Source organism: Szabonella alba (assembly GCF_016765775.1).
GTDB classification, from domain to species: Bacteria; Pseudomonadota; Alphaproteobacteria; order Rhodobacterales; family Rhodobacteraceae; genus Szabonella; species Szabonella alba.
This window is the reverse complement of record NZ_JAESVN010000004.1, coordinates 274,510-298,072: the sequence shown is the minus strand read 5'-3', so window position 1 is coordinate 298,072 and position 23,563 is coordinate 274,510. Positions and strand designations below refer to the sequence as shown.

Here is a 23,563-nt window from a genome sequence, read left to right as displayed (position 1 = left end):
CCGTGATTGCCGCTCGGGCCTTGACGCCTTGGCGGGCTTGCGCCAAGGGACCGGGCATGGTTCCGCTAGATACCCTTGCCCAGATCACCGCGCGCTTCGACTATCTCGAGGCGTTGCTTGGCGCTGGCGCCCCGCCTGCCGATATCGCGCGGATCAGCCGCGAATACAGTGAACTGAAGCCCGTCGTCAGCCAGATCGCCGCCTATCGCCGGGCGTTGGGCGATCTGACCGAGGCGGAACAGATGCTGGCCGATCCCGAGATGCGCGCGCTGGCCGAGGAAGAAATGCCCGCGCTGCGCGCCCGCATCCCCGAACTGGAACAGGCGCTGCGGCTGGCCCTGCTGCCGCGCGACGCCGCGGATGCGCGCCCGGCCATTCTGGAAATCCGTCCCGGAACGGGGGGCGAGGAAGCGGCCCTTTTCGCTGCAGACCTTTTGCGCATGTATCAGCGCTATGCCGAAACGCAGGGCTGGCGGTTCGAGATCCTCGAGATGCAGGAAAGCGATCTGGGCGGCTTGCGCGAACTCGTGGCCCATGTGCAGGGCGAGGGTGTTTTTGCCCGGCTGAAATTCGAATCCGGTGTGCACCGCGTCCAGCGTGTGCCCGAGACCGAGGCGGGGGGGCGGATCCATACATCCGCCGCAACCGTCGCCGTGCTGCCCGAGGCCGAGGACGTGGAGCTGGACATCCCCGCCGCCGATATCCGCATCGACACGATGCGCGCCTCGGGGGCGGGCGGGCAGCATGTGAACACTACCGATTCCGCCGTGCGCATCACCCATCTGCCGACAGGGATCATTGTCACCTCGGCGCAGAAATCGCAGCACCGCAACCGCGAGATCGCGATGCAGGTGCTGCGCGCGCGGCTGTTTGAACTGGAACGCGACCGGGTGGCGGGGGAACGGGCCGCTGACCGCAAGTCACAGGTTGGTTCGGGGGATCGCAGCGAACGCATCCGCACCTATAACTTTCCGCAAGGTCGCCTGACCGATCACCGCATCAACCTGACGCTTTACGCTCTGTCGCAGATCATGGCGGGGGATCTGACCCCGGTGATCGAGGCGCTGGTTGAGGCCGATCAGGCACGGCGCATGGCGGAAAGCGGGCTGTGAGCTGGAAGGCCCTGCTTGCCGGGGCGGTATCGACCCTGCGCGCGGCGGGGGTTGACGGCGCTGCGCGGGATGCGCGGCTGCTTCTGGCCCATGCGCGCGGCATCGCGCCCGACCGGATGATCCTTGAAATGGAGGGCGCGGCGGATCCGGCGGTGGCGGATCGGTTTCAGGCGCTGGTTGCGCGGCGCGCGGCGCGCGAACCCCTGTCGCATCTGACCGGGCGGCGGGCCTTCTGGGGGCGGGATTTCACCGTGGGCCCCGAGGTTCTGGACCCGCGCCCCGAGACCGAAACTCTGATCGCCGCAGCATTGGCCCGCCCGTTCCATCGGGTGCTGGATCTGGGCACCGGATCGGGGGCGATCCTTGTCACATTGCTGGCTGATCGTCCCGAGGCCACAGGTCTGGGGGTGGATCTTTCACCCGATGCGCTGGCGATTGCGTCGCGCAATGCAAACGGCCTTGGCGTTGCTGATCGCGCGGCCTTTGCCTTGTCGGACTGGTATGCGGGTGTGACGGGAACCTTCGATCTGATCGTCTCGAACCCGCCCTATATCACCGCCTGCGAAATGGCAGACCTGTCGCCCGAGGTGCGCAACTGGGAGCCGCATCTGGCGCTGACCCCCGGCGGCGACGGGCTGGATGCCTATCGCGCGATTGCACCGGGTCTTGGGCGCCATCTGGCACCGGGGGGGCGGGTGTTGCTGGAAATCGGACCTGCACAGGGCAGGGCGGTTGCCGACCTGCTGCGCGCCGCCGGAATGCAGAAGATCACGATTCTGCCTGATCTGGATGGGCGTGACCGCGTTGTCGCGGGTGAAAATCCCTGACCCGTCCCAAGCTGCACGGATCGGCGTGCGATTGGCGCCGCAACTGGTGACTTTCTGCCACAATCGGCAAAATCCCCGGTCCTCGCGCGGAATTCAGCGCATTCAGGGCAGAATCTGCTTGTCTCAGGTCCCCCGGCAAGGTTACACGAGGGGGCGCAGAACAGTGCGCCCGGGGGAACCCGTGCCTGTTCACATGCACTAATGCCAAAAGTTACCGAATATTTTCCCGATATGGGAATCAGGACGATTTAACCGTCTCTGTGTTCGGTCAATTGCCAGATAGATCTGGATCAAAGGACAAGATGAGATCTTCAAAGTCCCGCTCGCGTTCCAAGGCGAACCGTCCGCGCAGCCTTGGCAATATTGTCAATCGTGTGTTCGACAGCTCCGGCCCCGAGGGCAAGGTGCGCGGCACACCGCAGCAGATTATCGAGAAATACACATTCCTCGCCCGCGATGCACAACTGTCCAATGACAGGGTCGCGGCCGAGAATTTCCTGCAGCATGCCGAACATTACACGCGGATGCTGGCCGAGGCGCAGCGCGAAATGGCCGCCGAGCAGGATGCCCGCCGTCAGGGGCAGGACGCGCAGAACGGGCAGGGCGGGGGCCAGCATGGCCAGCGCAATGACCGGCAGGACCGTTCGGATGGCGATGACCGCAATGACGGCCGTTCCGAGGGGCGCAATGACGGGCGCTCTGACGGGCGCGGCGAAGACCGCAATGACGGTCGTCGCAACGATCAACGTGGCGATCAGCGTGGCGACCAGCGCAACGATCAGCGCGGCGACCGCCGTGAGGACCGGCGCGACGGGCGTGATGATCGCCGCGAAGACCGCCGTTCGGGGCAGGAGGGCTCCGGCCCCGCTGCCGTGATTGAACTGGGTGGTGCCGAGGAAGAGGCCGGGCTGGTCGAAACGCCCGAAGCCCGCCGCAATGCCCCGGAACGCGAACGCAGCCGCAACCAGCGCAGCCGGGACGAGGGCGCGCGCAACACGCGCGCTGCCGAGACCCGCAACACGGAAGACGCGACCGGTGCCGACGTCGCGCAGAAGGCCGCCGCCGCCGCTGTCCCTGGCGATTCCGGCGCCGATCCGACGACCGACACCGCCCCCGAGGGCAAGCCGCGCGCGCCCCGGCGTCCGCGCAGCCCGCGCAAGCCCAAGACCGAAGGCGATGCCTCTGGCGATACGGCTGGTGATGCGGATGGCGGCGATGCGGCCAGCCGCAACGACCCGCGTGAGGCGGCGGAATAACACCGCCTTTCCGTTACAGTCACAGTCTTGCTTGCTGGCACAGTCATTGACCGTCAAAGTGGTTGACCGGCGCCCCCGAAACGGGGCGCCGTTCTGCTATGCGGGGTCAGCGGTTTCGGCTGAACCGGGCCATGGGCCCCGGCGCGGGATCGGCGCGGACCAGCCCGCGATCCGCAAGATCAATCAGATGGGCCAGCAGGTTGCGCGACGCCGCAGGCCAGAGCGCCCGGGGCGTATCGCCATAGACCCGCGCGGTCAGGTCCGGCAGGTCAAGCCCCTCATCCTCCATCACGGCAAGAATAGCGGCCTCACGCGCGGCGCGATGCGCCAGCAGGGCGGCAATCCGGCCCGGCAGATCCGCGATGGGCGCGCCATGGCCCGGAAAGGCCCGCTGCCAGCCGCCCGCCTGCAGCCGCAGCAATGCGGCGCGGTATTGCGCCATATCGCCATCGGGCGGCGACACGATGCTGGAGGACCAGCCCATGACATGATCGCCGCTGAAAAGATGGCCCTGCCAGTCAAGGCACAGATGGTTGGCCATATGGCCCGGCGTATGGATCGCAGTGATCCGGCCCGCGCCGGTGGTCAGGCTTTCACCATCGGCAAGGCACTGATCAGGCCGGAAACCGGCATCGACCCCTTCGCCGCCACCAAGCCGCCCGCCCTGCTGCGCTTCGGCCTCGGCCAGCGCCTGCATCCGTTCCGAGCGCCCCGCAAGGGCATCGCCGAAGGCCAGAACCCGTGCCCCGTTCAGGGCTGCGATGCGGGGGGCAAGGGCGCTGTGATCGGCATGGGCATGGGTCACAAGGATCTCGGTGATCCGCTCATCCGGGCCAAGGGCGGCCATCAGCGCCCGTGCATGGGCGTCCAGATCCGGCCCCGGATCGACCAGCACCACCGCGCCCCGGCCCAGCAGATAACTGTTCGTGCCCGCCCCGGTGAAGGGCGACGGGTTATCCGCCCGCACCAGCCGCAGATCCGGCTGCAGCCAGACCGGAACCCCGGGCTGTCCGGGGGGCAGGAAGAAATCCGCCTCTGCCATGCTCATGCCCTTCCGCCGCGTGTCTTCCGGCGATAGGTAGGGGGAATGTTCCGCTGGCTCAAGCTTCTCATGCCGCGTGGCCTTTACGGGCGGGCGGCGCTTATCCTGATCGTGCCGGTGGTCACGATCCAGCTTGTCGTGTCCGTGGCCTTCATCCAGCGCCATTTCGAACGGGTGACGCGTCAGATGACCGAAACACTGGTCACCGATATCGCCTTCCTGCGCAGTGAGATTGCGGCGGCACCGGACCGCGAGACCGCGCTGGCACAGGCCAGACGCATCGCCGGGGGGCTGGGACTGGGCTTGCAGATGCCGGTGCCCGAGGCCTCGCCCGGCGATGATGTCGATTACTGGGATCTGTCGGGCAAGGAGGTGATCGCGACCCTGCGCGAGGGGCTGGAGGGCGTGCGGTCAGTCGCCTTCCTTCATGATCCGCGCCGGGTGCGAATTCGTATCGCGACGGATGAAGGCGTGGCGGAACTGACGCTGGACCGGATGCGTGTCACGGCGTCAAACCCGCATCAGTTGTTGGTGCTGATGATCCTGACTTCGGTTCTGATGACGCTGATCGCCTATCTGTTCCTGCGCAACCAGCTGCGCCCGATCGAGCGGTTGTCTGCCGCCGCCGCCGCCTTTGGCAAGGGTGAGACGATCCCCTACCGGCCACGCGGCGCGCAAGAGGTGCGGGCGGCGGGGGCGGCCTTTCTGGACATGCGGGCCAGAATCGAACGGCAGATCGAGCAGCGCACGCTGATGCTGTCGGGGATCAGCCATGACCTGCGCACACCGCTGACACGGCTGAAACTGGGCCTGTCGATGCTGCCCGAGGATGCCGAGACTGAGGCGCTGCTGGGCGATGTCGGCGACATGCAGCGCCTGATCGACGAATTCCTGTCCTTTGCACGCGGGGATGCGCTGGATGAGATCGAGGAGGTGAACCCCCGCGACCTGCTGGAACGGTTGGTTGAAAATGCGATGCGCGCGGGTCTTCCTGTGCTGCTGCGCGGTTTCGAGGGGGAAGGGGTCTGTCGTCTGCGTCCGGTGGCGGTGACTCGGGCGCTGGACAATCTGATTGGCAATGCGGTGCGCTATGGCGACCGTGCCGAACTGTCGGGGGTTCTGGGCCCGCGCGCCCTCCGGCTGGTGGTCGAGGATGACGGCCCCGGCATCCCGAAGGACCGGCGGGAGGAGGCGATGACCCCCTTTGCCCGGCTGGACAAGGCCCGCGACCCCAATCGCGGCGGTGGGGTGGGCCTGGGGCTGGCCATCGCCGCCGATGTCGCGCGCAGCCATGGCGGCGCGCTGCGGCTGGGGGAAAGTGAAACCCTTGGCGGGCTGCGTGCCGAACTGGTGATCGCCCGGTAGAGACGCAGAGCGCGATCAGCGCTGCGCGCCGCCGACCATCACCCAATAGGCCCGCCCGCCCGCGTCCAGCGCAACGCCCACACCGATGTCACGGGAATTCTGCGACAGGATATTCGCGCGGTGACCCGAGGATCCCATCCACCAGGACACGGCGCCGGAGGGACTGCGGAAACGCCCGACATTCTCATTCGCGGCGCGGTAGCGGTAACCGGCCTGCCGCAGCCGCGCGGGCAGATCCGATCCGTTGCGCCCGGTATGCGACCACTGGCCCTGTGCGGCATTGTCACAGGCCAGCGATTGCGCGGCCTTTTGCAGCGCGCCGGATGGTGACAGCGCCCCCAGCCCGGCCTGACGGCGCTCGGCATTCACCCGCTGGGTGATATCTGCCGCCAGTGCTGCGGCATTTCCGGGCTGGCTGCAGGCCCGGGCGGCCACCGGGGCGGCCAGCGCGCAGATCAGCGCCAGCAGGGGAAGTCGGAAAGGGGTCATGCGGGCTCTCCTCGGGTCGGGCCTGACGGCAGCATTGATGCGTATTCTGCCCGATTCGGGAAAGCGAAAGCTGCCCCCGGCCGGGGCGAAGTTGGCGCATGCCCTTGCAGGGGCTGGCCCGCGCTACTAAGACTCGGGTAATTCTTCGGACCTAATCCATGAACGACAGAAACAGGCAGGCGCAGATGAAAGATCCGGTTGAGCATTATATGAACACGCTTGTGCCCATGGTGGTCGAACAGACCAGCCGGGGCGAACGCGCCTATGACATCTTCAGCCGCATGCTGAAGGAGCGGATCATTTTTATGTCAGGTCCGGTGCATGACGGCATGTCGAGCCTTATCTGCGCGCAATTGCTGTTTCTTGAGGCGGAAAACCCGTCGAAAGAGATCAGCATGTATATCAACAGCCCCGGCGGTGTCGTCACCTCGGGCCTGTCGATCTATGACACGATGCAATATATCAAACCCAAGGTCACGACGCTGGTGATCGGTCAGGCGGCCTCGATGGGCAGCCTGTTGCTGACCGCCGGGGAAAAGGGCATGCGCTTCAGCCTGCCCAACAGCCGCGTGATGGTGCACCAGCCCTCGGGCGGGTATCAGGGGCAGGCGACGGATATCATGATCCATGCCCGGGAAACCGAGAAGCTGAAACGCCGGTTGAATGAAATCTATGTCAAACATACCGGTAACGATTACGAGACCGTCGAGGCGGCGCTGGAGCGCGACAACTTCATGTCGGCCGAGGATGCCAAGGCCTGGGGCCTGATCGACGACATTCTTGAGAACCGCGGCAAGGCCGACGACGCGACGAAGTAAGATCGCCGCCCCCGGTGGCCGGGTCCGCCGGGGGCGATTTGACATTGTGGAGGTCCGGGCCATCGCCTAGACTTTCCGGATGAAGCGCCGCTGGGCGTGCAGGCAGAGGTCGACAATGGCGAACAATTCCGGCTCCGACAGCAAGAACACGCTCTATTGCTCGTTCTGCGGCAAGAGCCAGCATGAGGTCCGCAAGCTGATTGCAGGCCCGACCGTATTTATCTGCGACGAATGTGTCGAACTTTGCATGGATATCATCCGCGAGGAAACAAAATCCTCGGGGCTGAAATCCACCGACGGGGTGCCGACCCCGCGCGATATCTGCAAGGTGCTGGATGATTATGTGATCGGGCAGGAACATGCCAAGCGCGTGCTGTCTGTCGCGGTGCACAATCACTACAAGCGTCTGAACCATTCCTCGAAGACGGATATCGAACTCAGCAAGTCCAATATCCTGCTGATCGGGCCGACCGGGACGGGCAAGACGCTGCTGGCGCAGACGCTGGCGCGCATTTTGGATGTGCCCTTCACCATGGCGGACGCGACGACCCTGACCGAAGCGGGCTATGTCGGGGAGGATGTGGAAAACATCATCCTCAAGCTGTTGCAGGCCAGTGAATACAATGTCGAACGCGCGCAGCGCGGCATCGTCTATATCGACGAGGTCGACAAGATCACCCGCAAGTCCGACAACCCCTCGATCACCCGCGATGTCTCGGGTGAGGGGGTGCAGCAGGCGCTTCTCAAGATCATGGAAGGCACCGTCGCCTCGGTGCCGCCGCAGGGCGGGCGCAAGCATCCGCAGCAGGAATTCCTGCAGGTGGACACGACCAATATCCTGTTCATCTGCGGCGGGGCCTTTGCCGGGCTGGACCGGATCATCGCGCAGCGCAACAAGGGCTCGGCCTTTGGTTTCGGCGCCGATGTGAAAGACCCGGATTCGCGCAGCGTCGGTGATCTGTTCCGCGAACTGGAACCCGAGGATCTGCTGAAATTCGGCCTGATCCCCGAATTTGTCGGCCGTCTGCCGGTGATCGCGACCCTGACCGATCTGGATGAGGCCGCATTGGTCACCATCCTGACCGATCCGAAGAATGCGCTGGTGAAACAGTATCAGCGCCTGTTCGATATCGAGGGCACGGCGCTGACCTTCACGCCCGATGCGCTGAACGCCATCGCCAAGCGCGCGATCAAGCGCAAGACCGGTGCGCGGGGGCTGCGGTCGATCATGGAAGACATCCTGCTGGACACGATGTTCGAACTGCCGGGCATGGATGATGTGCAAGAGGTTGTGGTGAACGAGGAGGCCGTGAATTCCGGCGCGGCACCCCTGCTGGTCCATACCGAGCGCAAGAAGAAAGAACCCGCCTCGGCGGGGTGAAAACCCGGAAAACCGGAACGGTCAAGGCGGGCAGTGGGCCCGCCTTTTTCATGGCAGGGAGGGCGCGATATGCGGATCAGGCGGATTTCCTCGGGCGGACCCTATGAGGCGAAGATCGGTTATTGCCGCGCAGTGGTCGCGGGCGGGCTGATCCATGTCTCGGGGACGGTCGGGCAGGGCGAAACGGTAACCGACCAGTGCCGCGACGCGCTGGCCACCATCGGCCGCGCGCTGGCCGAGGCGGGGGCGGGTTGGGCCGACGCGCTGCGGGTGACCTATTACCTGCCCGACGCGGCAGAGTTTGAACCCTGCTGGCCGATCCTGTCCGAGACCTTCGGCGCCAATCCGCCCGCGGCCACGATGATCGAATGCAATCTGATTGCACCACAATACCGGATCGAGATCGAACTGACCGCGCTTGCCCCGCCTGAGGCTTAACTGCCACTGGACCTTGCCCGCTTCCTGCGGCATAGGAGGGGAAACCGAAACCGGAGGTCAGCCCATGGATTTTCTGAAGCGCCTTGTGACCTGGTGGAACAGCCAGACCCTCGGCACCCAGCTTTTCACCTGGCGCAAGGGTCAGAAGGTGGGCGAGGATGATCAGGGCAATATCTTCTACCAGACCGCTGACGCCAAACGCCGCTGGGTGATCTATAACGGTGAGACCGAGGCAAGCCGGGTCAGCCCGGACTGGCATGGCTGGCTGCACCACACCTGGGACAAGCCGCCGACCGAGGCGCCGCTGGTCCGCAAGGCCTGGGAAAAGCCGCATCAGGAAAACCTGACCGGAACGCCCGGGGCCTATGTACCGGCAGGATCGCTGCGCCGTCCCACACCCGTTGCCCGCCGCGATTACGAGGCCTGGCAGCCCGAGTGACGGGCGGCCCCTGGAACGCCATGATCCGCATTCTTTCCATTCTGCTGCTGGGGCTGATGGTTCCGGCCCACCCGGCCCGGGCACAGACCGACCCCGTCATCACCGCGACGACGGCCCCCGGCGGGGTCGTGCGCTGGCTGGACAAGGTTTCGGGCGCGACGGGAGATCTGGACCTGTCGCGTGGGCAAAGCGGCACGGTGGGGCGTCTGACGATCCAGCTTGATGATTGCCGCTATCCCTCCGACGGCGTTCCGACAACGGCCTATGCGCATCTGACCATTCTGGACCGGCTGGCCAGCGGCCCGGTCTTTGCCGGCTGGATGATTGCCGACAGTCCCGCGCTGTCGGCGCTGGACCATTCGCGTTACGATGTCTGGGTGCTGCGCTGCCTGACGGAATAGGCATCGGGCGCATAGCCCGGGGGCTGAAAATCCGCGCGGCGGTGCAGCGCATCGGCCAGACGCGCCTCATATCGCGCGCGGGGAATCTCGATCCCGCCCAGACTGGCCAGATGTGGCGTCAGATATTGCGTGTCAAACAGGGTGAAGCCGCCCGCGCGCAGCCGGTGGACCAGCCATGCCAGCGCCAGTTTCGACGCATCGCGCTGGCGCGAGAACATGCTTTCGCCGAAAAACGCCGCGCCAAGCACCACGCCATAAACCCCGCCGACCAGATCACCGCCTGACCGGACCTCAAGGCTGTGGGCATGGCCCATGCGGTGCAGATCCATGTAAAGCGCGTGGATCTCGGCATTGATCCAGGTTTCCTCGCGGTCGGCACAGGCGCACAGCACGCCCTCAAAATCCTGATCGACCGAAACACTGACCGATGCGCGCGCGATATGGCGCGACAGGCTGCGTGAGATGTGGAAGCCCTCCAGCGGCAGGATTCCCCGCGCCTCGGGGGACATCCAGTGGATCTGGGCACTGTCGCGGGCGGCGGCCATGGGAAAGATCCCCATGGCATAGGCCCGCAGCAGCAGATCGGGCGTCAGGCCGGGCTGGCCGCGGCTTTGGTCGCGCGGCGCGGTCATCGCGGCAGCGCGGCCGGGCCGCTTATCCGAACTGCTCGGCCAGCCATCTTTCCAGCCAATGGATGTTGTATTCGCCGTTCTGGATATCAGGCTCGGCCAGCAGTGCATGAAACAGGGGCACGGTGGTATCCACCCCGTCCACGATCAGTTCCCCCAATGCACGGCGCAGCCGCGCCAGCGCCTCGGGCCGGTCGCGGCCATGCACGATCAGCTTGCCGATCAGGCTGTCATAATAGGGCGGGATGGAATAGCCGCCATAAAGGGCGGAATCCATCCGCACGCCCAGCCCGCCGGGCGCATGGAAGGTACGCACCCGGCCGGGGCAGGGAGAGAAGTTCGGCAGCCGCTCGGCATTGATCCGCACCTCGATGGAATGGCCGTTGATCTGCAGATCATCCTGCGTAAACGACATGCCCAGACCGGCGGCAACGCGGATCTGTTCGCGCACAAGATCGACGCCGAAAATCGCCTCGGTCACCGGATGCTCGACCTGCAGGCGGGTGTTCATCTCGATGAAATAGAATTCACCATCCTCATAGAGGAATTCCACCGTGCCCGCGCCGATATAGCGGATCTTCTTCATGGCATTGGCGCAGATCATGCCGATGCGGTCGCGCAGGGCAGGGGTGATCGCGGGGCCGGGGGCCTCTTCGAAAACCTTCTGGTGGCGGCGTTGCAGCGAACAGTCGCGTTCCCCCAGATGCACCGCATTGCCCTTGCCGTCACCGAAGACCTGAATCTCGATATGGCGCGGTTTTTGCAGGTATTTCTCGATATAGACCTCGTCATTGCCAAAGGCCGCCTTGGCCTCGGACCGCGCGGTGCGGAAGGCCACCTCAAGCTCGGCGGCGTTCTTCGCGACCTTCATGCCGCGCCCGCCGCCGCCCGCAGTGGCCTTGATGATCACCGGAAAGCCGATGCCTTCGGCCACGCCGATTGCGGTTTCGAAATCGGCAACCCCGCCCTCTGATCCCGGTACCACCGGGATGCCCAGTTCCTTGGCGGTTTCCTTGGCGGTGATCTTATCACCCATGATGCGGATATGTTCCGCCGAGGGGCCGATAAAGGTGATGTCGTGATCTTCCAGCGCCTGCGCGAAGCTGGCATTTTCCGACAGGAAACCATAGCCGGGATGCACCGCCTGCGCGCCCGTGATCTCACAGGCCGAGATGATCGCGGCCTTGTTGAGATAGCTTTCGGTCGAGGAGGCAGGGCCGATGCAGACCGATTCATCCGCCATGCGCACATGCATCGCATCCGAGTCGGCGGTGGAATGGACGGCGACCGACTTGATCCCCATTTCGCGGGCGGCACGGATCACGCGCAGCGCAATCTCCCCTCGGTTGGCGATCAGGATCTTTTCGAACATGCGATCCTGCCCTTATTCGATGATCATCAGGGGCGCGCCATATTCGACCGGCGTGCCATCCTCGGCCAGAATGCGCCGGACCACCCCGGCGCGCGGCGCGGGGATATGGTTCATCGTCTTCATCGCCTCGATGATCAGAACGGTCTGGCCTTCGGTCACGGTGGATCCCACGGTCACGAAAGGGGCCGTGCCGGGTTCGGCCGCCAGATAGACCGTGCCCACCATGGGGGAAGTCACGGCACCGGGATGCTGTGCTGGATCCTCAGCCACGGGCGCACCTGCGTGTGCTGTGACGGCAGGCCCGGACTGGGGTGCCGCAGGCTGCGCCGCGACCGGTGCGGACATGTGCGTCGTCACGATATTGACCTGTTTCACCACGCGGATGTCGAGACTGTCATCCTCGCCATACTCGCGCTTTACCGAAAGTTCGGTCAGATCGTTCTGGTTCAGGATTTCGGCCAGCGCCTTGATGAAGGCGACATCGGCATCGGTGGAAGTCTTGCTCATATGGTCCTCGATTGGCGGTCCCTGCCGGTGCTTCGTGTTCCGTCCGCTGTCGCGGCCCGCACCCGTTGATCGGGGCGCTTATACGCCAGCACAGGCGCGGTGAAAAGCGCCAGTTGCATTCGCAGGGCCTGCAGACGGGGCAGGACTGCCCGAATTTGCGGCAGGGCAGGGGAACAGAACGCGGCAGATCGGAAAAATATCAGGGGGATAAAATTTACCGTTTGATAAAAAACAGGGGCCATGGCAGCATTTTCCCATCCACAGCAAAGAAGGTTGGAACAAACCGAGGGAGGCCCTGCCGTGACCAACAGCCAGCTGACGCCCGGCATCGTGCCGGGACGCCTGCCCGCCGAAAGCTATGTCCGCAACTTTTCCGATCATGCACCGCCTCTGGACCGGCATGAGGCGCAGGTCGCCGCCGACCGGTGTTATTTCTGCCATGATGCGCCCTGCATCACGGCTTGCCCCACCTCCATCGACATTCCGCTGTTCATCCGCCAGATCGCGACAGGGACACCCGACGCGGCGGCGCGCACGATCTGGGATCAGAATATCCTTGGCGGCATGTGTGCGCGGGTCTGTCCGACGGAAACCCTGTGCGAACAGGCCTGTGTGCGTGAAACCGCCGAGGGCAAACCGGTCGAGATCGGGCGGCTTCAGCGCTTTGCGACCGATCACGCGATGGCCGGTCCGCATCCCTATTCCCGCGCATCCCTGACGGGAAAGCGTGTGGCGGTGGTGGGGGCCGGGCCTGCCGGTCTGGCCTGTGCGCATCGTCTGGCGATGCGGGGGCATGACGTGGTGGTGCTGGAACGGCGGGAAAAACCCGGCGGGCTGAACGAATACGGCATCGCTTCGTATAAGGCTGTCGGCGATTTCGCGCAGGCCGAGGTGGACTGGCTGCTGGCCATTGGCGGCATCGAGATCCGCAGCGGCGTCGAACTGGGCCGCGATGTGACGCTTGAGGCGCTGCGGGCCGACTATGACGCGGTCTTTCTGGGGCTGGGTCTGGCCGGGGTCAATGCGCTGAACGCGGCGGGCGAGGATCTGCCCGGCGTGCAGGATGCGGTCGATTTCATCGCCGGTTTGCGCCAGCAGCCCGACCGCGCGGCGATTCCCGTCGGGCGCGATGTCGTGGTGATCGGCGGCGGCATGACGGCGGTGGATGCCGCCGTGCAGGCGCGGCTTCTGGGGGCGGAAAACGTCAGCATCGTCTACCGGCGTGGACAGGACCGCATGTCGGCCTCGGACTATGAGCAGGAGCATGCGCAAAATGCCGGGGTGCGGATCATCTGCAACGCGGCCCCGGTCGCCATTCATGGCAATGGCGCGCTGCGCGAAGTGGAGTTCGCCTATACCGTCGAAGGCGCGGGGGGCCTGTCGCAGACCGGTGAGACCTTCCGCCTGAAGGCCGATCAGCTGTTCAAGGCCATCGGCCAGAAACTGGGGGCGCTGCCCGATGGGCTGTCGCGGGACGGCTCGAAAATCGCTGCCGAAACCGGGCTTGCCGGGGTCTGGGCCGGGGGCGACTGCACCGGCGGTGGTGAGGATCTGACCGTCACCGCCGTGGCGCAGGGCCGCGACGCCGCCGAGGCCATTCATGCCAGCCTGATGGGCTGAGGGAGGAAATCATGGCAAATCTGACAACCGATTTCATCGGCATCAAATCCCCCAACCCGTTCTGGCTGGCCTCGGCCCCGCCGACGGACAAGGAATACAATGTCCGCCGCGCGTTCGAAGCGGGCTGGGGCGGCGTGGTCTGGAAAACGCTGGGGTCCGAAGGCCCGCCCGTCGTCAATGTCAACGGGCCGCGCTACGGCGCGGTCTGGGGGGCGGACCGGCGGCTTCTGGGGCTGAACAATATCGAACTGATCACCGACCGCCCGCTGGAGGTGAATCTGCGCGAGATCAAGCAGGTGAAGCGCGACTGGCCCGACCGCGCACTGGTCATCAGCCTGATGGTGCCCTGCGATGAGGAAAGCTGGAAGGACATCCTTGCCCGGATCGAGGATACCGGTGCCGACGGGGTGGAGCTGAATTTCGGCTGCCCCCATGGCATGAGCGAGCGCGGCATGGGGGCAGCCGTCGGGCAGGTGCCCGAATATATCGAGATGGTCACCCGCTGGGTGAAGCAATACAGCCGCATGCCCTGCATCGTGAAACTGACGCCGAACATCGCCGATATCCGCAAACCCGCCGAGGCGGCGAAAAGCGGCGGGGCGGATGCGGTCAGCCTGATCAACACGATCAACTCGATCACGGCGGTCAATCTGGACACGTTCAGCCCCGAACCGATGATCGACGGCAAGGGCGCGCATGGCGGCTATTGCGGCCCGGCGGTGAAACCCATTGCGCTGAACATGGTGGCCGAGATTGCCCGTTCGGCCGAAACCCGGGGCCTGCCGATTTCCGGCATCGGCGGGGTGACGACATGGCGCGATGCGGCGGAATTCATGGCGCTTGGCGCGGGCAATGTGCAGGTCTGCACGGCGGCCATGACCTATGGGTTCAAGGTCGTGCAGGAAATGATTTCGGGCCTGTCGCAATACATGGATGAAAAGGGCATGACCTCCACCGCCGATCTGGTGGGGCGCGCGGTGCCGAATGTCACCGACTGGCAGTTCCTGAACCTCAATTATGTCGCGAAGGCAAAGATTGATCAGGATGCCTGCATCAAATGCGGGCGCTGCTATGCGGCCTGTGAGGATACCAGCCATCAGGCGATCTGGATGCATCCGGGCCGGGTGTTCGAGGTCAATGACGCCGAATGCGTGGCCTGCAATCTGTGTGTCAACGTTTGCCCCGTGGAAAACTGCATCACGATGGAGCCGATGGCCAAGGGGGCGACCGATCCGCGCACGGGGCAGGTGGTCAGCGATTATGCCAACTGGACGACCCATCCCAACAATCCGATGGCGAAGGCGGCGGAGTAACGGGGGCCGGCCTGCAAGCCGCCCTCCCCAATGGCCCGATTCGGGGATCACCTCGGTCGGGCCATTTCCTGTGCAGGCCCGGTCGGCAGATCGCGCCGGATGCGTTGCAAAGTGGGGATCTGGCACGAGTGAGGTTCGCCGCAGGCACTGCGTCAGTGGAACTGTTCACGGTCAGAGCGCATGGGATCAGCAGGGCGAAGCCCTTAATGATCATCAAAAGATCGGAATGGGGGGAAGTGGCGCGGTTGACGGGGCTCGAACCCGCGACCCCCGGCGTGACAGGCCGGTACTCTAACCAACTGAGCTACAACCGCGCGATGGAGGACGGATAGCGGCGGTCCAGAGGGGCGTCAAGGCGGAAAACGCGGAGAGGGGGCGCGGGGTGCCCGGAAGCTCAGGGCACCCCGATGGTGCATGGGGGGCGCGTCAGAACCGGGCAGGAGAGCACCGGCAATCCCTTGCCGGAATAACGCTGCGGGCGACGCCGGGGGCGGCCTCCCCCTGTCAACCGGGTGCGGGACAGGCTATGGATTGGCAGGGGACAGGTAAGGAGTATTTCTGATGCGGAACGGAATTTTTGGCGCGATCGGGGCGGCAGCACTTATGGCCGGGGCAGGGGCGGCGCTGGCCCAGCCACTGGACAGCCGGACCGCCAAGGCGCAGCTTTTCGGGGTGCGGGGCGTGACGGTGGAAATGCTGCCCGTGCAAGGCGTCAGCGCCGAGGATGCCGGACTGTTGCGGCAGGTGGCGGAAAGCTATGCCTATCATGCCGCTGTCGCGATTGCCCCGGATGAGGAATTGCTGAAATCCGAGGCGACCATGCTGGTCGCGAATCAGCATTCGACCGAGGCCGCGTCAAAGGTTGCGCTGGATCGCTGCAATGCCGCGCGCAAGGGCGGGCGTGCCTGTGAAATCGTGGCGCTTGTCCGCCCCGCGAAATGGGAATCGCGTGCCTTCACGCTGTCGGTCGAGGCGACGGCGGCGCTGGACAAGGACTATGGCCGACGTGGCACAAGGGCGATGGCCATCTCACCCGCGACAGGGGCCTGGGCCCTGGGGCAGGGCGACAACGCGCAGCGCGTCGCGATCAATGCCTGCGCGGCCAAGGGCGGCAATGACTGCACCATTGCCGTTGCCGACTGACCGGATTTCCCGCCGCGCGGCCCCAAGGCGCAACGGCCCTTTGGGGCGCGCGGCAAATTGACCCCTGTTCCATATCGCATTTGTTGAATATCAAGGAAGAACGCCCCGAGGGGTGCGAATGTTACCTACGCCCGGCATCCGGGCTCCGGGAGAAGCGCATGGATTACGATCAGGCCCTCGAAGCCGCCCTGAACCGTCTGCATGAGGAAGGCCGCTACCGCACCTTCATCGACATCGAACGCCGTAAGGGGCAGTTTCCCACCGCGCTGTGGCGCAGGCCCGATGGCCGTGAGGCCGAGATCACCGTCTGGTGCGGCAATGATTATCTGGGCATGGGGCAGCATCCGGCGGTTCTGGCCGCGATGCAGGCCGCGATCGAGGCGACGGGTGCCGGTTCGGGCGGCACGCGCAACATTTCCGGCACGACCGTCTATCACAAGGCGCTGGAGGCGGAGCTGGCCGATCTGCATCACAAGGAGGCGGCGCTGGTCTTCACCTCGGCCTATGTCGCCAATGACGCCACGCTGTCGACCCTGCCCAAGCTGTTTCCCGGTCTGATCATCTATTCCGATGCGCTGAACCATGCCTCGATGATCGAAGGCGTGCGCCGCAACGGTGGTGCGAAACGGATTTTCCGGCATAATGACGTGGCTCATCTGCGCGAATTGCTGGCCGCCGATGATCCGGCCGCATCCAAGCTGATTGCCTTCGAATCGATCTATTCCATGGATGGCGATTTCGGCCCCATCGCGGAAATCTGCGATCTGGCACAGGAATTCGGCGCGCTGACCTATATCGACGAGGTCCATGCCGTTGGCATGTATGGCCCGCGTGGCGCCGGGGTTGCGGAACGCGATGGCCTGATGGGGCGCATCGATATCATCAATGCGACGCTGGCCAAGGCGGTGGGTGTGGCGGGCGGCTATATCGCGGCCTCGGCACGGATGGTGGATGCGATCCGGTCCTATGCGCCGGGATTCATCTTCACCTCGTCCATGCCGCCTGCGGTGGCGGCGGGGGCCACGGCCTCGATCCGGGTGCTGAAAGGGGCCGAAGGGCAGGCGCTGCGCGATGCGCAGCAGTTGCATGCGCGGATCCTGAAAATGCGGCTCAAGGGACTGGGGCTGCCGATCATCGACCACGGGTCGCATATCGTCCCGGTCCATGTTGGTGATCCGGTCCATTGCAAGATGCTGTCGGACATGCTGCTGGAACAGTTCGGCATCTATGTCCAGCCGATCAACTTTCCCACCGTGCCACGCGGCACGGAACGGCTGCGCTTCACGCCCTCTCCTGTGCATGATTCGCGGCGCATTGACGCAGTTGTGACCGCTATGGATGCACTCTGGCGGCATTGTGCGCTGAATCGTGCCGAGGCAAGCGCCTGATCTTCTTCTGCATGTGCAAACAAACTTGTGTTGTGTTACGTTTTCCCAAATACGGAACAGAGCGAGTCGGCGCTGAAATCGACTCGCGCCGGCAGGGGCAGGGGACGGGCATCACGCATGATCGGGCGAAGGAAAGAGCCTTCGACGTCTGAAGTCGCAAAGCCAAAAGGCTTTGACGACTTTGACCTGCGTCTTGGCGATTTGATGCGCGGTGAGCGCGCGACGCTCGGAAAATCGCTTCTGGATGTGCAGCGTGAGCTCAAGATCAAGGCAACCTATGTTGCCGCGATCGAGAATTGCGATGTTTCCGCCTTTGAAACCCAGGGCTTCATCGCGGGCTATGTGCGGTCCTATGCGCGCTATCTGGGCATGGATCCGGACTGGGCTTTTGCGAAATTCTGCCATGAGGCCAATTTCACCATGGCGCATGGCATGGCGGCAGCGGCGTCGCCTGCGCGGATCACGCGGGCCCGTGCGGCCCGGTCGGGCGATCCGCTGGGCGATCCGAATGCAACCTTCGTGCCGCGCGGGGAATCGGTCTTTGCACGGCTGGAACCAGGCGCGGTCGGGTCGGTTCTGGTGCTGCTGGGCCTGATCACCGTCATCGGCTATGGCGGCTGGTCGGTGCTGCAGGAAGTCCAGCGCGTGCAACTGGCCCCGGTCGATCAGGCACCGCAGGTCGTGGCCGAGATTGACCCCTTGGGCAATGTTCAGGGCGGCGCTGCACCGCTGGTGCGCTCAGCGCCCGAGGAGATTGCAGAACCCGTGGTGGGCGAGCCGCAGCTTGCCGCCGCCGGAACCGTGCGACCCGATCAACTGGATCGTCTTTACCGCCCGCAGGCGCTGGATGTGCCGGTTCTGACCGCGCGCGACGGGCCGATTTCGGCCATCGACCCGCGTCAGGGCGACCGGACCGCGACTGTTGCCGAGGGTCCGGTGGATGAGATTGCCGAACAGATTGCCGCCGATGTGCGCGTCGTGGCCGCCGATGCGCCCGAGGTCGAGATTCTGGCCGTGCGCCCGGCCTGGGTGCGCGTGCAGGCCTCGGATGGCACGGTCCTGTTTGAAAAGAACCTTGATGCCGGTGAACGCTATACCGTGCCCGCGATGGAAAACCCTCCGGTTCTGCGGGCGGGCAATTCCGGTTCGGTCTATTTTGCGGTGCGGGGGGAAACCTATGGCCCCGCAGCACCCGGCGCGCAGGTGGTCAAGAACCTGCAGCTTTCGCCGGAATCGTTGACCGAAAGTTTCGCATTGGCCGATCTGGACGGCGATGCCGATCTGGCGCGTTTCGTCAATGTGGCCGAGGTCGCTGCCGAACCCTGATCCTGCTGAACGTTTCTCGCGCCGCCTGCCACAGTCGCGCGACTGCGGGTTGTCCCGGCGCGTTGAGGGGATTATCTCTGGCGCGACGCTGACCCGAGGATAGTCCCATGTCGCATAATCCGATCCGCCCCTGGCGCAACATCGAACGGCGCAAATCGCGCCAGATCCGCGTCGGCAAGGTTCTGGTCGGGGGGGATGCGCCGATTTCGGTGCAGACCATGACCAATACGATCACGTCAGATGTCAAGGCGACGCTGGAACAGGTGCAGCGCTGCGCGGTGGCGGGGGCCGATATCGTGCGCATCTCGACCCCCGATCAGGACAGCACCCGCGCCCTGCGTGAGATCGTCGCCGAAAGCCCGGTGCCGATCGTCGCTGACATCCATTTCCATTACAAACGCGCGATCGAGGCCGCCGAGGCGGGGGCCGCCTGCCTGCGCATCAACCCCGGCAATATCGGCGATGCCAAGCGCGTGGCCGAGGTGGTGCGCGCGGCCAAGGATCACGGCTGTTCCATCCGCATCGGGGTCAATGCCGGATCGCTGGAACGCCATCTGCTGGAAAAATACGCCGAGCCTTGCCCGGATGCGATGGTCGAAAGCGGGCTTGACCATATCAAGCTGCTGCAGGATCACGACTTCCACGAGTTCAAGATTTCGGTCAAAGCCTCGGATGTCTTCCTTGCCGCCGCCGCCTATCAGCAGCTTGCCGAGGCGACCGATGCCCCGATCCATCTGGGCATCACCGAGGCGGGGGGGCTGGTCTCGGGCACGGTGAAATCGGCGGTGGGGCTGGGCAATCTGCTTTGGGCCGGGATCGGCGACACGATCCGCGTCAGCCTGTCCGCCGATCCGGTGGAAGAGGTCAAGGTCGGGTTCGAGATCCTGAAATCGCTGGGCCTGCGGCATCGGGGGGTCACGATCATTTCCTGCCCAAGCTGCGCGCGTCAGGGCTTCGATGTCATCAAGACCGTTTCCGCGCTTGAGGACCGGCTGGCCCATGTCACCACCTCGATGAGCCTGTCGATTATCGGCTGCGTGGTGAACGGCCCCGGTGAGGCGCTGATGACCGATATCGGCTTTACCGGGGGTGGGGCCGGGTCGGGCATGGTCTATCTGGCCGGGAAACAGGCACATAAACTGTCGAATGACCAGATGATCGACCATATCGTTGAACTGGTCGAGGAAAAGGCCGCCCGGATCGAAGCGGAAACGGCGGCCGAAGCCGCCGAATAGGCTTTTAGGAAACTCCGGGCCGGGGAAATCCGGGCCGGGGCTGGACGATCAGCCCGCGCGCTCTTCCTCGACCACCTGGCGCATCGCGTCCAGCGGCACATAGCCGCGCAGCATCGTGCTATCGACCACGAAGGTCGGCGTGCCGTTGATGCCCAGCCGTTGCCCCAGCGCATGGTTTGCCGCGATCACCCCGGTTACGTCGTCGCTGGTCATATGCTCCATGACGGCGGCCACATCGCCCAGCCCCGCATCCGTTCCGATCTGGTTCAGCGCCTCGGGCGTCACGTCTCCTTGATGGGCGATCAGCGCATCATGCACGGTCTTGTAATGATCCGCGCCTTCCAGTTGCAGCACCGAGATGGCAAAGCGCGACGAAAGTTCCGAGGCCTCGCCAAGGATCGGAAATTCCTTGAAAACCAGCCGGATATTGCCATCACTTGCCACAAGTTCGGTCACTTCGTCATGCGCACGGCGGCAATAGCCGCAGCGATAATCGACGAATTCCACCACGGTCACATCGCCATCCGGATTGCCGCCGGACCAGCTTGCCGGATCGGTGAAGATCTCGGCGGAATTGCTGTCCACAAGGGCCACGTCATTGGCAACCGCCTCGGTGGCGCGGCGGTCTTCCAGAACGCCGATCGCCTCCATCAGAACCTCGGGATTTTCCAGCAGATAGGCGCGGATCTCGGCGCGGAAACTTTCCCGCTCGGCATCGGTCATTTCGGCCTGAAGCGCTGGCGCGGTCAGCAGAAGGGCGGCAAGACCGGCGGTCAGGGGACGAAAGAACAGGGGGCGCATGGGCATCTCCGTAAGGCAGGGTCGAGGTCGGGCTTGACCTTGCGCCCCTGAACCGGGACACATCGCGCGAGACTGTAGCGGGGGAAAGATGCGAAGTTCAAGGCGGGGCGATGTCGATCCCTTCATCGTGATGGATGTGATGGAGGCGGCGCGCAAGCGCGAGGCGGCCGGAAAAAGCGTGATCCATATGGAAGTGGGGCAACCCGGATCCCCCGCACCGGCGGGGGCACGCGCGGCGCTTGCCCGCGCGATGGAGGCGGGATCGCTGGGCTATACCGTCGCACTTGGCCTGCCGGAACTGCGGACGGGCATCGCGGCCCTTTATGCGCGATGGTATGGGGTCGATTTGGACCCCGCGCGGGTTGTGGTCACCTCGGGGTCCTCGGCGGCCTTTCTTCTGTCTTTCACGGCGCTTTTCGATGCCGGGGCACGGGTCGGGCTGGGAGAGCCGGGATACCCGTCATACCGGCAGATCCTGCGCGCCCTGTCGCTGGAGCCTGTGGGGCTTCCGGCCTCGCCCGAAAACCGTCTGCAACCCGTGCCGGCCGATCTGGCGGGGGTTGATCTGGACGGCATGATCGTCGCCTCACCCGGCAATCCCTCGGGCACGATGCTGGACCGATCCGCGCTGGCGGCACTGATGGATCATTGCGCGGGCCGCGATATCAGTTTCATCTCGGATGAGATCTATCACGGGCTGCATTACGGCAACCGGGCGGTTTCGGCGCTGGAGATTGGCGGTGATTGCCATGTCATAAACTCGTTTTCCAAGTATTTCTCGATGACCGGCTGGCGCATCGGCTGGATGGTGGTGCCCGAAAGCCAGATCCGGCTGGTGGAACGGCTGGCGCAGAACATGTTCATCTGCCCGCCCCATGCCAGCCAGATTGCCGCCCTTGCGGCACTGGACTGCGTGGATGAACTGGAGGCCAACCGCGCCATCTATGCCGAAAACCGGCGGCTGATGCTGGAGGGGCTGCCGAAGGCGGGATTCACGAAGATCGCGCCGCCCGACGGCGCCTTCTATATCTATGCCGATGTGTCCGACCTGACCGGGGACAGCCTTGCCTTTGCCGCCGAAATTCTGGACGGTGCAGGGGTGGCGGTGACGCCGGGGCTGGATTTCGACCCCGCACGCGGGGCACGCACCTTGCGCTTTTCCTATGCCCGCAGCACGGCCGAAATTGCCGAGGGGCTGGCGCGGTTGCAGACCTTCATGGCCGAACGCGGGCCGGTTCTGATAAATGGGGCGGGATAATACCGCCGGATCAGCAGCGCGGAGACGACGGACGGATGATTTGCGATTCCCCGTGCGGCAGGGGATAGTGGCCGCATAAGGCAGCGGCGGGGCAGCGGCAAAAAGGACGGGTGATGCGGGCGATCCTGACGGCGGTTCTGGCCGGATTTCTGGGCCTCTGGCTGACGGCCATGGCCGCCTTTGCGCAGGATCTGTCGGCGCTGGCGCGGTTTGCCCCGGATGCGTCGCATCTGCGCGAGCGGGCGAACGGGCTGGACCTGTCACTGTCCATCTCGCAGCCGGTGCCGTGGCGGGTGCGCCATCTGGCCGACCCGCCGCGTCTGGTGCTGGATCTGCGCGAGGTGGACTGGACCGGGATCGAGCAGCTGGAAGTTCCCGAGGCGCGGATCGGCGGGTTGCGCGCCGGCGTGTTCCGTCCCGGCTGGTCGCGGCTGGTGCTGGAACTCAAGTCCCCGATGATCGTGACATCGGCAGTGATGCAGACCGAAGGCGAGACGCGCATCGCCCTGCGCCTTGATCCGGCGAGTGAGGCGGAATTCGCCGCGCGCGCCGATCTGCCCGACCCGCCCGGCTGGGCGCTGCCCGACCCCGCCGATATCGCGCGCCCTTCGGCGCGGGGGACGGGGCCGCTGGTCGTGGTGCTGGATCCGGGCCATGGCGGGCTGGACCCGGGGGCGGAAAACGGCGGCCATAAAGAGGCCGATCTGATGCTGACCTTCGCGCGGGAGTTCAAGGATGCACTGCTGCGCGAAGGGGGCTCTATCGTTGTTCTGACACGGGAAGACGATAGTTTCGTGCCGCTGGAAACCCGGATCTCGATTGCAAGGGCGGCGGGGGCGCATCTGTTCCTGTCCCTTCATGCCGATGCGCTGGCCGAGGGGGAGGCCGTGGGGGCCACGCTTTACACCCTGTCCGATGAGGCCAGTGACCGCGCGGCGCAGACCCTTGCCGAACGCCATGACCGCGATGACCTGCTGGCCGGGGTCGATCTGACCGAGGCCGATGATCTGGTGGCGCAGGTCTTGATGGATATGGCGCGCAGCGAGACCGCGCCCAAGGTGGACCGTCTGGCGCTTGCGCTGCGCGATGCGATCCGGGCCGAGGGGCTGCGGATGCATCGCCGCCCCATTCAGTCGGGCGGGTTTTCGGTACTGAAATCGCCCGATATCCCGTCATTGCTGATCGAACTGGGCTTTCTGTCCTCGGCCCGCGATCTGGCACGGCTGACCGATCCCGACTGGCGCGCGCGGATGGCCCGGGCGCTGGTTGGCGGCATCCGCAGCTGGGCCGATGCCGAGGCGGCCTTGCGCGGGGCGGCAGCACCCTGAGGCTGCGCCGGTCCGGGCAGCGCGGCGCTTTCACGCCATGGTCATCGGGACGCTCTTTTGACCTTGCGCCCCATG

General features: G+C 65.0%; 23 protein-coding genes and 1 tRNA gene. 17 read left to right on the top strand and 7 right to left on the bottom strand.

Annotated elements, in window-relative coordinates; genetic code table 11:
- Positions 1–56: 56 nt before the first annotated feature.
- The 3 genes from prfA (at position 57) to JL811_RS11605 (ending at position 3,195) form a co-directional block, all read left to right on the top strand.
- The gene (prfA, locus tag JL811_RS11615) at positions 57–1,112 is read left to right on the top strand and encodes a peptide chain release factor 1 (RefSeq protein ID WP_202688782.1); all 1,056 of its coding nucleotides are present in this window, start codon (positions 57–59) and stop codon (positions 1,110–1,112) included.
- Complete coding sequence (gene prmC, locus JL811_RS11610) at positions 1,109–1,939, top strand: peptide chain release factor N(5)-glutamine methyltransferase (RefSeq protein ID WP_202688781.1); 831 nt, start codon at positions 1,109–1,111, stop codon at positions 1,937–1,939. Before prfA ends, prmC begins: the two co-directional genes overlap by 4 nt.
- Before the next feature lie 302 nt (positions 1,940–2,241).
- Positions 2,242–3,195, top strand: coding sequence for a DUF4167 domain-containing protein (locus JL811_RS11605; protein WP_202688780.1), 954 nt, complete (start codon positions 2,242–2,244; stop codon positions 3,193–3,195).
- Positions 3,196–3,301: 106 nt separating this feature from the next.
- Here JL811_RS11605 and JL811_RS11600 read toward each other — a convergent pair whose 3' ends face one another.
- Positions 3,302–4,237, bottom strand: coding sequence for an MBL fold metallo-hydrolase (locus JL811_RS11600; protein ID WP_202688975.1), 936 nt, complete (start codon positions 4,235–4,237; stop codon positions 3,302–3,304).
- A 45-nt stretch (positions 4,238–4,282) separates the two neighbouring features.
- Here JL811_RS11600 and JL811_RS11595 point away from each other — a divergent pair, with 45 nt between their 5' ends.
- The gene (locus JL811_RS11595) at positions 4,283–5,602 is read left to right on the top strand and encodes an ATP-binding protein (protein ID WP_202688779.1); all 1,320 of its coding nucleotides are present in this window, start codon (positions 4,283–4,285) and stop codon (positions 5,600–5,602) included.
- A 15-nt stretch (positions 5,603–5,617) separates the two neighbouring features.
- Here JL811_RS11595 and JL811_RS11590 read toward each other — a convergent pair whose 3' ends face one another.
- Positions 5,618–6,091, bottom strand: a complete 474-nt coding sequence (locus tag JL811_RS11590) for a CAP domain-containing protein (RefSeq protein ID WP_202688778.1) — start codon at positions 6,089–6,091, stop codon at positions 5,618–5,620.
- A gap of 185 nt (positions 6,092–6,276) precedes the next feature.
- Here JL811_RS11590 and JL811_RS11585 point away from each other — a divergent pair, with 185 nt between their 5' ends.
- The 5 genes from JL811_RS11585 (at position 6,277) to JL811_RS11565 (ending at position 9,568) form a co-directional block, all read left to right on the top strand.
- Positions 6,277–6,909, top strand: coding sequence for an ATP-dependent Clp protease proteolytic subunit (locus JL811_RS11585; protein ID WP_202688973.1), 633 nt, complete (start codon positions 6,277–6,279; stop codon positions 6,907–6,909).
- Between the two features lie 115 nt (positions 6,910–7,024).
- On the top strand, positions 7,025–8,290 hold the full coding sequence (clpX, locus tag JL811_RS11580) for an ATP-dependent Clp protease ATP-binding subunit ClpX (RefSeq protein WP_202688777.1): 1,266 nt from the start codon (positions 7,025–7,027) through the stop codon (positions 8,288–8,290).
- A gap of 69 nt (positions 8,291–8,359) precedes the next feature.
- Positions 8,360–8,728, top strand: a complete 369-nt coding sequence (locus JL811_RS11575) for a RidA family protein (RefSeq protein ID WP_202688776.1) — start codon at positions 8,360–8,362, stop codon at positions 8,726–8,728.
- Between the two features lie 64 nt (positions 8,729–8,792).
- The gene (locus JL811_RS11570) at positions 8,793–9,167 is read left to right on the top strand and encodes an NADH:ubiquinone oxidoreductase subunit NDUFA12 (protein WP_202688775.1); all 375 of its coding nucleotides are present in this window, start codon (positions 8,793–8,795) and stop codon (positions 9,165–9,167) included.
- Between the two features lie 20 nt (positions 9,168–9,187).
- On the top strand, positions 9,188–9,568 hold the full coding sequence (locus JL811_RS11565) for a DUF2155 domain-containing protein (protein WP_202688774.1): 381 nt from the start codon (positions 9,188–9,190) through the stop codon (positions 9,566–9,568).
- Here JL811_RS11565 and aat read toward each other — a convergent pair.
- From aat to accB, 3 genes are read right to left on the bottom strand one after another with little or no spacing between them, the layout of a single operon-like run.
- Positions 9,532–10,200 (bottom strand): leucyl/phenylalanyl-tRNA--protein transferase, encoded by a 669-nt coding sequence (aat, locus tag JL811_RS11560; RefSeq protein ID WP_202688773.1) that lies wholly within the window; start codon positions 10,198–10,200, stop codon positions 9,532–9,534. The two genes, JL811_RS11565 and aat, sit on opposite strands and share 37 nt — an antisense overlap.
- 22 nt (positions 10,201–10,222) lie before the next feature.
- Positions 10,223–11,569, bottom strand: a complete 1,347-nt coding sequence (gene accC / locus JL811_RS11555; protein WP_202688772.1) for an acetyl-CoA carboxylase biotin carboxylase subunit — start codon at positions 11,567–11,569, stop codon at positions 10,223–10,225.
- 12 nt (positions 11,570–11,581) lie between these two features.
- The gene (gene accB / locus JL811_RS11550) at positions 11,582–12,076 is read right to left on the bottom strand and encodes an acetyl-CoA carboxylase biotin carboxyl carrier protein (protein WP_202688771.1); all 495 of its coding nucleotides are present in this window, start codon (positions 12,074–12,076) and stop codon (positions 11,582–11,584) included.
- A 300-nt stretch (positions 12,077–12,376) separates the two neighbouring features.
- Here accB and JL811_RS11545 point away from each other — a divergent pair, with 300 nt between their 5' ends.
- Positions 12,377–13,696, top strand: coding sequence for an NAD(P)-dependent oxidoreductase (locus JL811_RS11545; protein WP_337924743.1), 1,320 nt, complete (start codon positions 12,377–12,379; stop codon positions 13,694–13,696).
- An 11-nt stretch (positions 13,697–13,707) separates the two neighbouring features.
- On the top strand, positions 13,708–15,009 hold the full coding sequence (gene preA, locus JL811_RS11540; RefSeq protein WP_202688769.1) for an NAD-dependent dihydropyrimidine dehydrogenase subunit PreA: 1,302 nt from the start codon (positions 13,708–13,710) through the stop codon (positions 15,007–15,009).
- Positions 15,010–15,246: 237 nt separating this feature from the next.
- On the opposite strand, the gene JL811_RS11535 is transcribed toward preA, so the two are convergent.
- Positions 15,247–15,323, bottom strand: a tRNA-Asp gene (locus JL811_RS11535).
- A 247-nt stretch (positions 15,324–15,570) separates the two neighbouring features.
- On the opposite strand from JL811_RS11535, the gene JL811_RS11530 reads away from it, so the two are divergent.
- The 4 genes from JL811_RS11530 (at position 15,571) to ispG (ending at position 20,101) form a co-directional block, all read left to right on the top strand.
- On the top strand, positions 15,571–16,152 hold the full coding sequence (locus JL811_RS11530; RefSeq protein WP_202688768.1) for a 5-aminolevulic acid synthase: 582 nt from the start codon (positions 15,571–15,573) through the stop codon (positions 16,150–16,152).
- A 158-nt stretch (positions 16,153–16,310) separates the two neighbouring features.
- A complete protein-coding gene (gene hemA, locus JL811_RS11525; protein WP_202688767.1) occupies positions 16,311–17,540 on the top strand; it encodes a 5-aminolevulinate synthase in 1,230 nt (409 codons plus the stop codon).
- 117 nt (positions 17,541–17,657) lie between these two features.
- Entirely contained in the window at positions 17,658–18,866 is a 1,209-nt protein-coding gene (locus tag JL811_RS11520; protein ID WP_202688766.1) for a helix-turn-helix domain-containing protein, read from the top strand.
- A gap of 107 nt (positions 18,867–18,973) precedes the next feature.
- Positions 18,974–20,101: a flavodoxin-dependent (E)-4-hydroxy-3-methylbut-2-enyl-diphosphate synthase gene (gene ispG, locus JL811_RS11515; protein ID WP_202688765.1), complete on the top strand. Its 1,128-nt coding sequence runs from the start codon at positions 18,974–18,976 to the stop codon at positions 20,099–20,101.
- A 48-nt stretch (positions 20,102–20,149) separates the two neighbouring features.
- Here the strand turns inward: ispG and JL811_RS11510 are convergent, their stop codons facing one another.
- Complete coding sequence (locus tag JL811_RS11510; RefSeq protein WP_202688764.1) at positions 20,150–20,902, bottom strand: DsbA family protein; 753 nt, start codon at positions 20,900–20,902, stop codon at positions 20,150–20,152.
- A gap of 88 nt (positions 20,903–20,990) precedes the next feature.
- Between JL811_RS11510 and JL811_RS11505 the strand changes: the two genes are divergently transcribed.
- Together JL811_RS11505 and JL811_RS11500 are read left to right on the top strand one after the other, a co-directional pair.
- Entirely contained in the window at positions 20,991–22,160 is a 1,170-nt protein-coding gene (locus JL811_RS11505; RefSeq protein WP_202688763.1) for a pyridoxal phosphate-dependent aminotransferase, read from the top strand.
- A 113-nt stretch (positions 22,161–22,273) separates the two neighbouring features.
- Complete coding sequence (locus JL811_RS11500; protein WP_202688762.1) at positions 22,274–23,488, top strand: N-acetylmuramoyl-L-alanine amidase; 1,215 nt, start codon at positions 22,274–22,276, stop codon at positions 23,486–23,488.
- Positions 23,489–23,563: the final 75 nt, after the last annotated feature.

Coding starts and splice junctions, on each gene's coding strand:
- aat (WP_202688773.1), bottom strand. CDS start 10,200: ATGACCGCGCCGCGCGACCAAAGCCGCGGCCAGCCCGGCCTGACGCCC.
- hemA (WP_202688767.1), top strand. CDS start 16,311: ATGGATTACGATCAGGCCCTCGAAGCCGCCCTGAACCGTCTGCATGAG.
- JL811_RS11565 (WP_202688774.1), top strand. CDS start 9,188: ATGATCCGCATTCTTTCCATTCTGCTGCTGGGGCTGATGGTTCCGGCC.
- JL811_RS11570 (WP_202688775.1), top strand. CDS start 8,793: ATGGATTTTCTGAAGCGCCTTGTGACCTGGTGGAACAGCCAGACCCTC.
- JL811_RS11510 (WP_202688764.1), bottom strand. CDS start 20,902: ATGCGCCCCCTGTTCTTTCGTCCCCTGACCGCCGGTCTTGCCGCCCTT.
- prfA (WP_202688782.1), top strand. CDS start 57: ATGGTTCCGCTAGATACCCTTGCCCAGATCACCGCGCGCTTCGACTAT.
- JL811_RS11585 (WP_202688973.1), top strand. CDS start 6,277: ATGAAAGATCCGGTTGAGCATTATATGAACACGCTTGTGCCCATGGTG.
- JL811_RS11605 (WP_202688780.1), top strand. CDS start 2,242: ATGAGATCTTCAAAGTCCCGCTCGCGTTCCAAGGCGAACCGTCCGCGC.
- JL811_RS11520 (WP_202688766.1), top strand. CDS start 17,658: ATGATCGGGCGAAGGAAAGAGCCTTCGACGTCTGAAGTCGCAAAGCCA.
- JL811_RS11590 (WP_202688778.1), bottom strand. CDS start 6,091: ATGACCCCTTTCCGACTTCCCCTGCTGGCGCTGATCTGCGCGCTGGCC.
- JL811_RS11500 (WP_202688762.1), top strand. CDS start 22,274: ATGCGGGCGATCCTGACGGCGGTTCTGGCCGGATTTCTGGGCCTCTGG.
- JL811_RS11530 (WP_202688768.1), top strand. CDS start 15,571: ATGCGGAACGGAATTTTTGGCGCGATCGGGGCGGCAGCACTTATGGCC.
- preA (WP_202688769.1), top strand. CDS start 13,708: ATGGCAAATCTGACAACCGATTTCATCGGCATCAAATCCCCCAACCCG.
- JL811_RS11575 (WP_202688776.1), top strand. CDS start 8,360: ATGCGGATCAGGCGGATTTCCTCGGGCGGACCCTATGAGGCGAAGATC.
- accB (WP_202688771.1), bottom strand. CDS start 12,076: ATGAGCAAGACTTCCACCGATGCCGATGTCGCCTTCATCAAGGCGCTG.
- JL811_RS11600 (WP_202688975.1), bottom strand. CDS start 4,237: ATGGCAGAGGCGGATTTCTTCCTGCCCCCCGGACAGCCCGGGGTTCCG.
- accC (WP_202688772.1), bottom strand. CDS start 11,569: ATGTTCGAAAAGATCCTGATCGCCAACCGAGGGGAGATTGCGCTGCGC.
- clpX (WP_202688777.1), top strand. CDS start 7,025: ATGGCGAACAATTCCGGCTCCGACAGCAAGAACACGCTCTATTGCTCG.
- ispG (WP_202688765.1), top strand. CDS start 18,974: ATGTCGCATAATCCGATCCGCCCCTGGCGCAACATCGAACGGCGCAAA.
- JL811_RS11595 (WP_202688779.1), top strand. CDS start 4,283: ATGTTCCGCTGGCTCAAGCTTCTCATGCCGCGTGGCCTTTACGGGCGG.
- JL811_RS11505 (WP_202688763.1), top strand. CDS start 20,991: ATGCGAAGTTCAAGGCGGGGCGATGTCGATCCCTTCATCGTGATGGAT.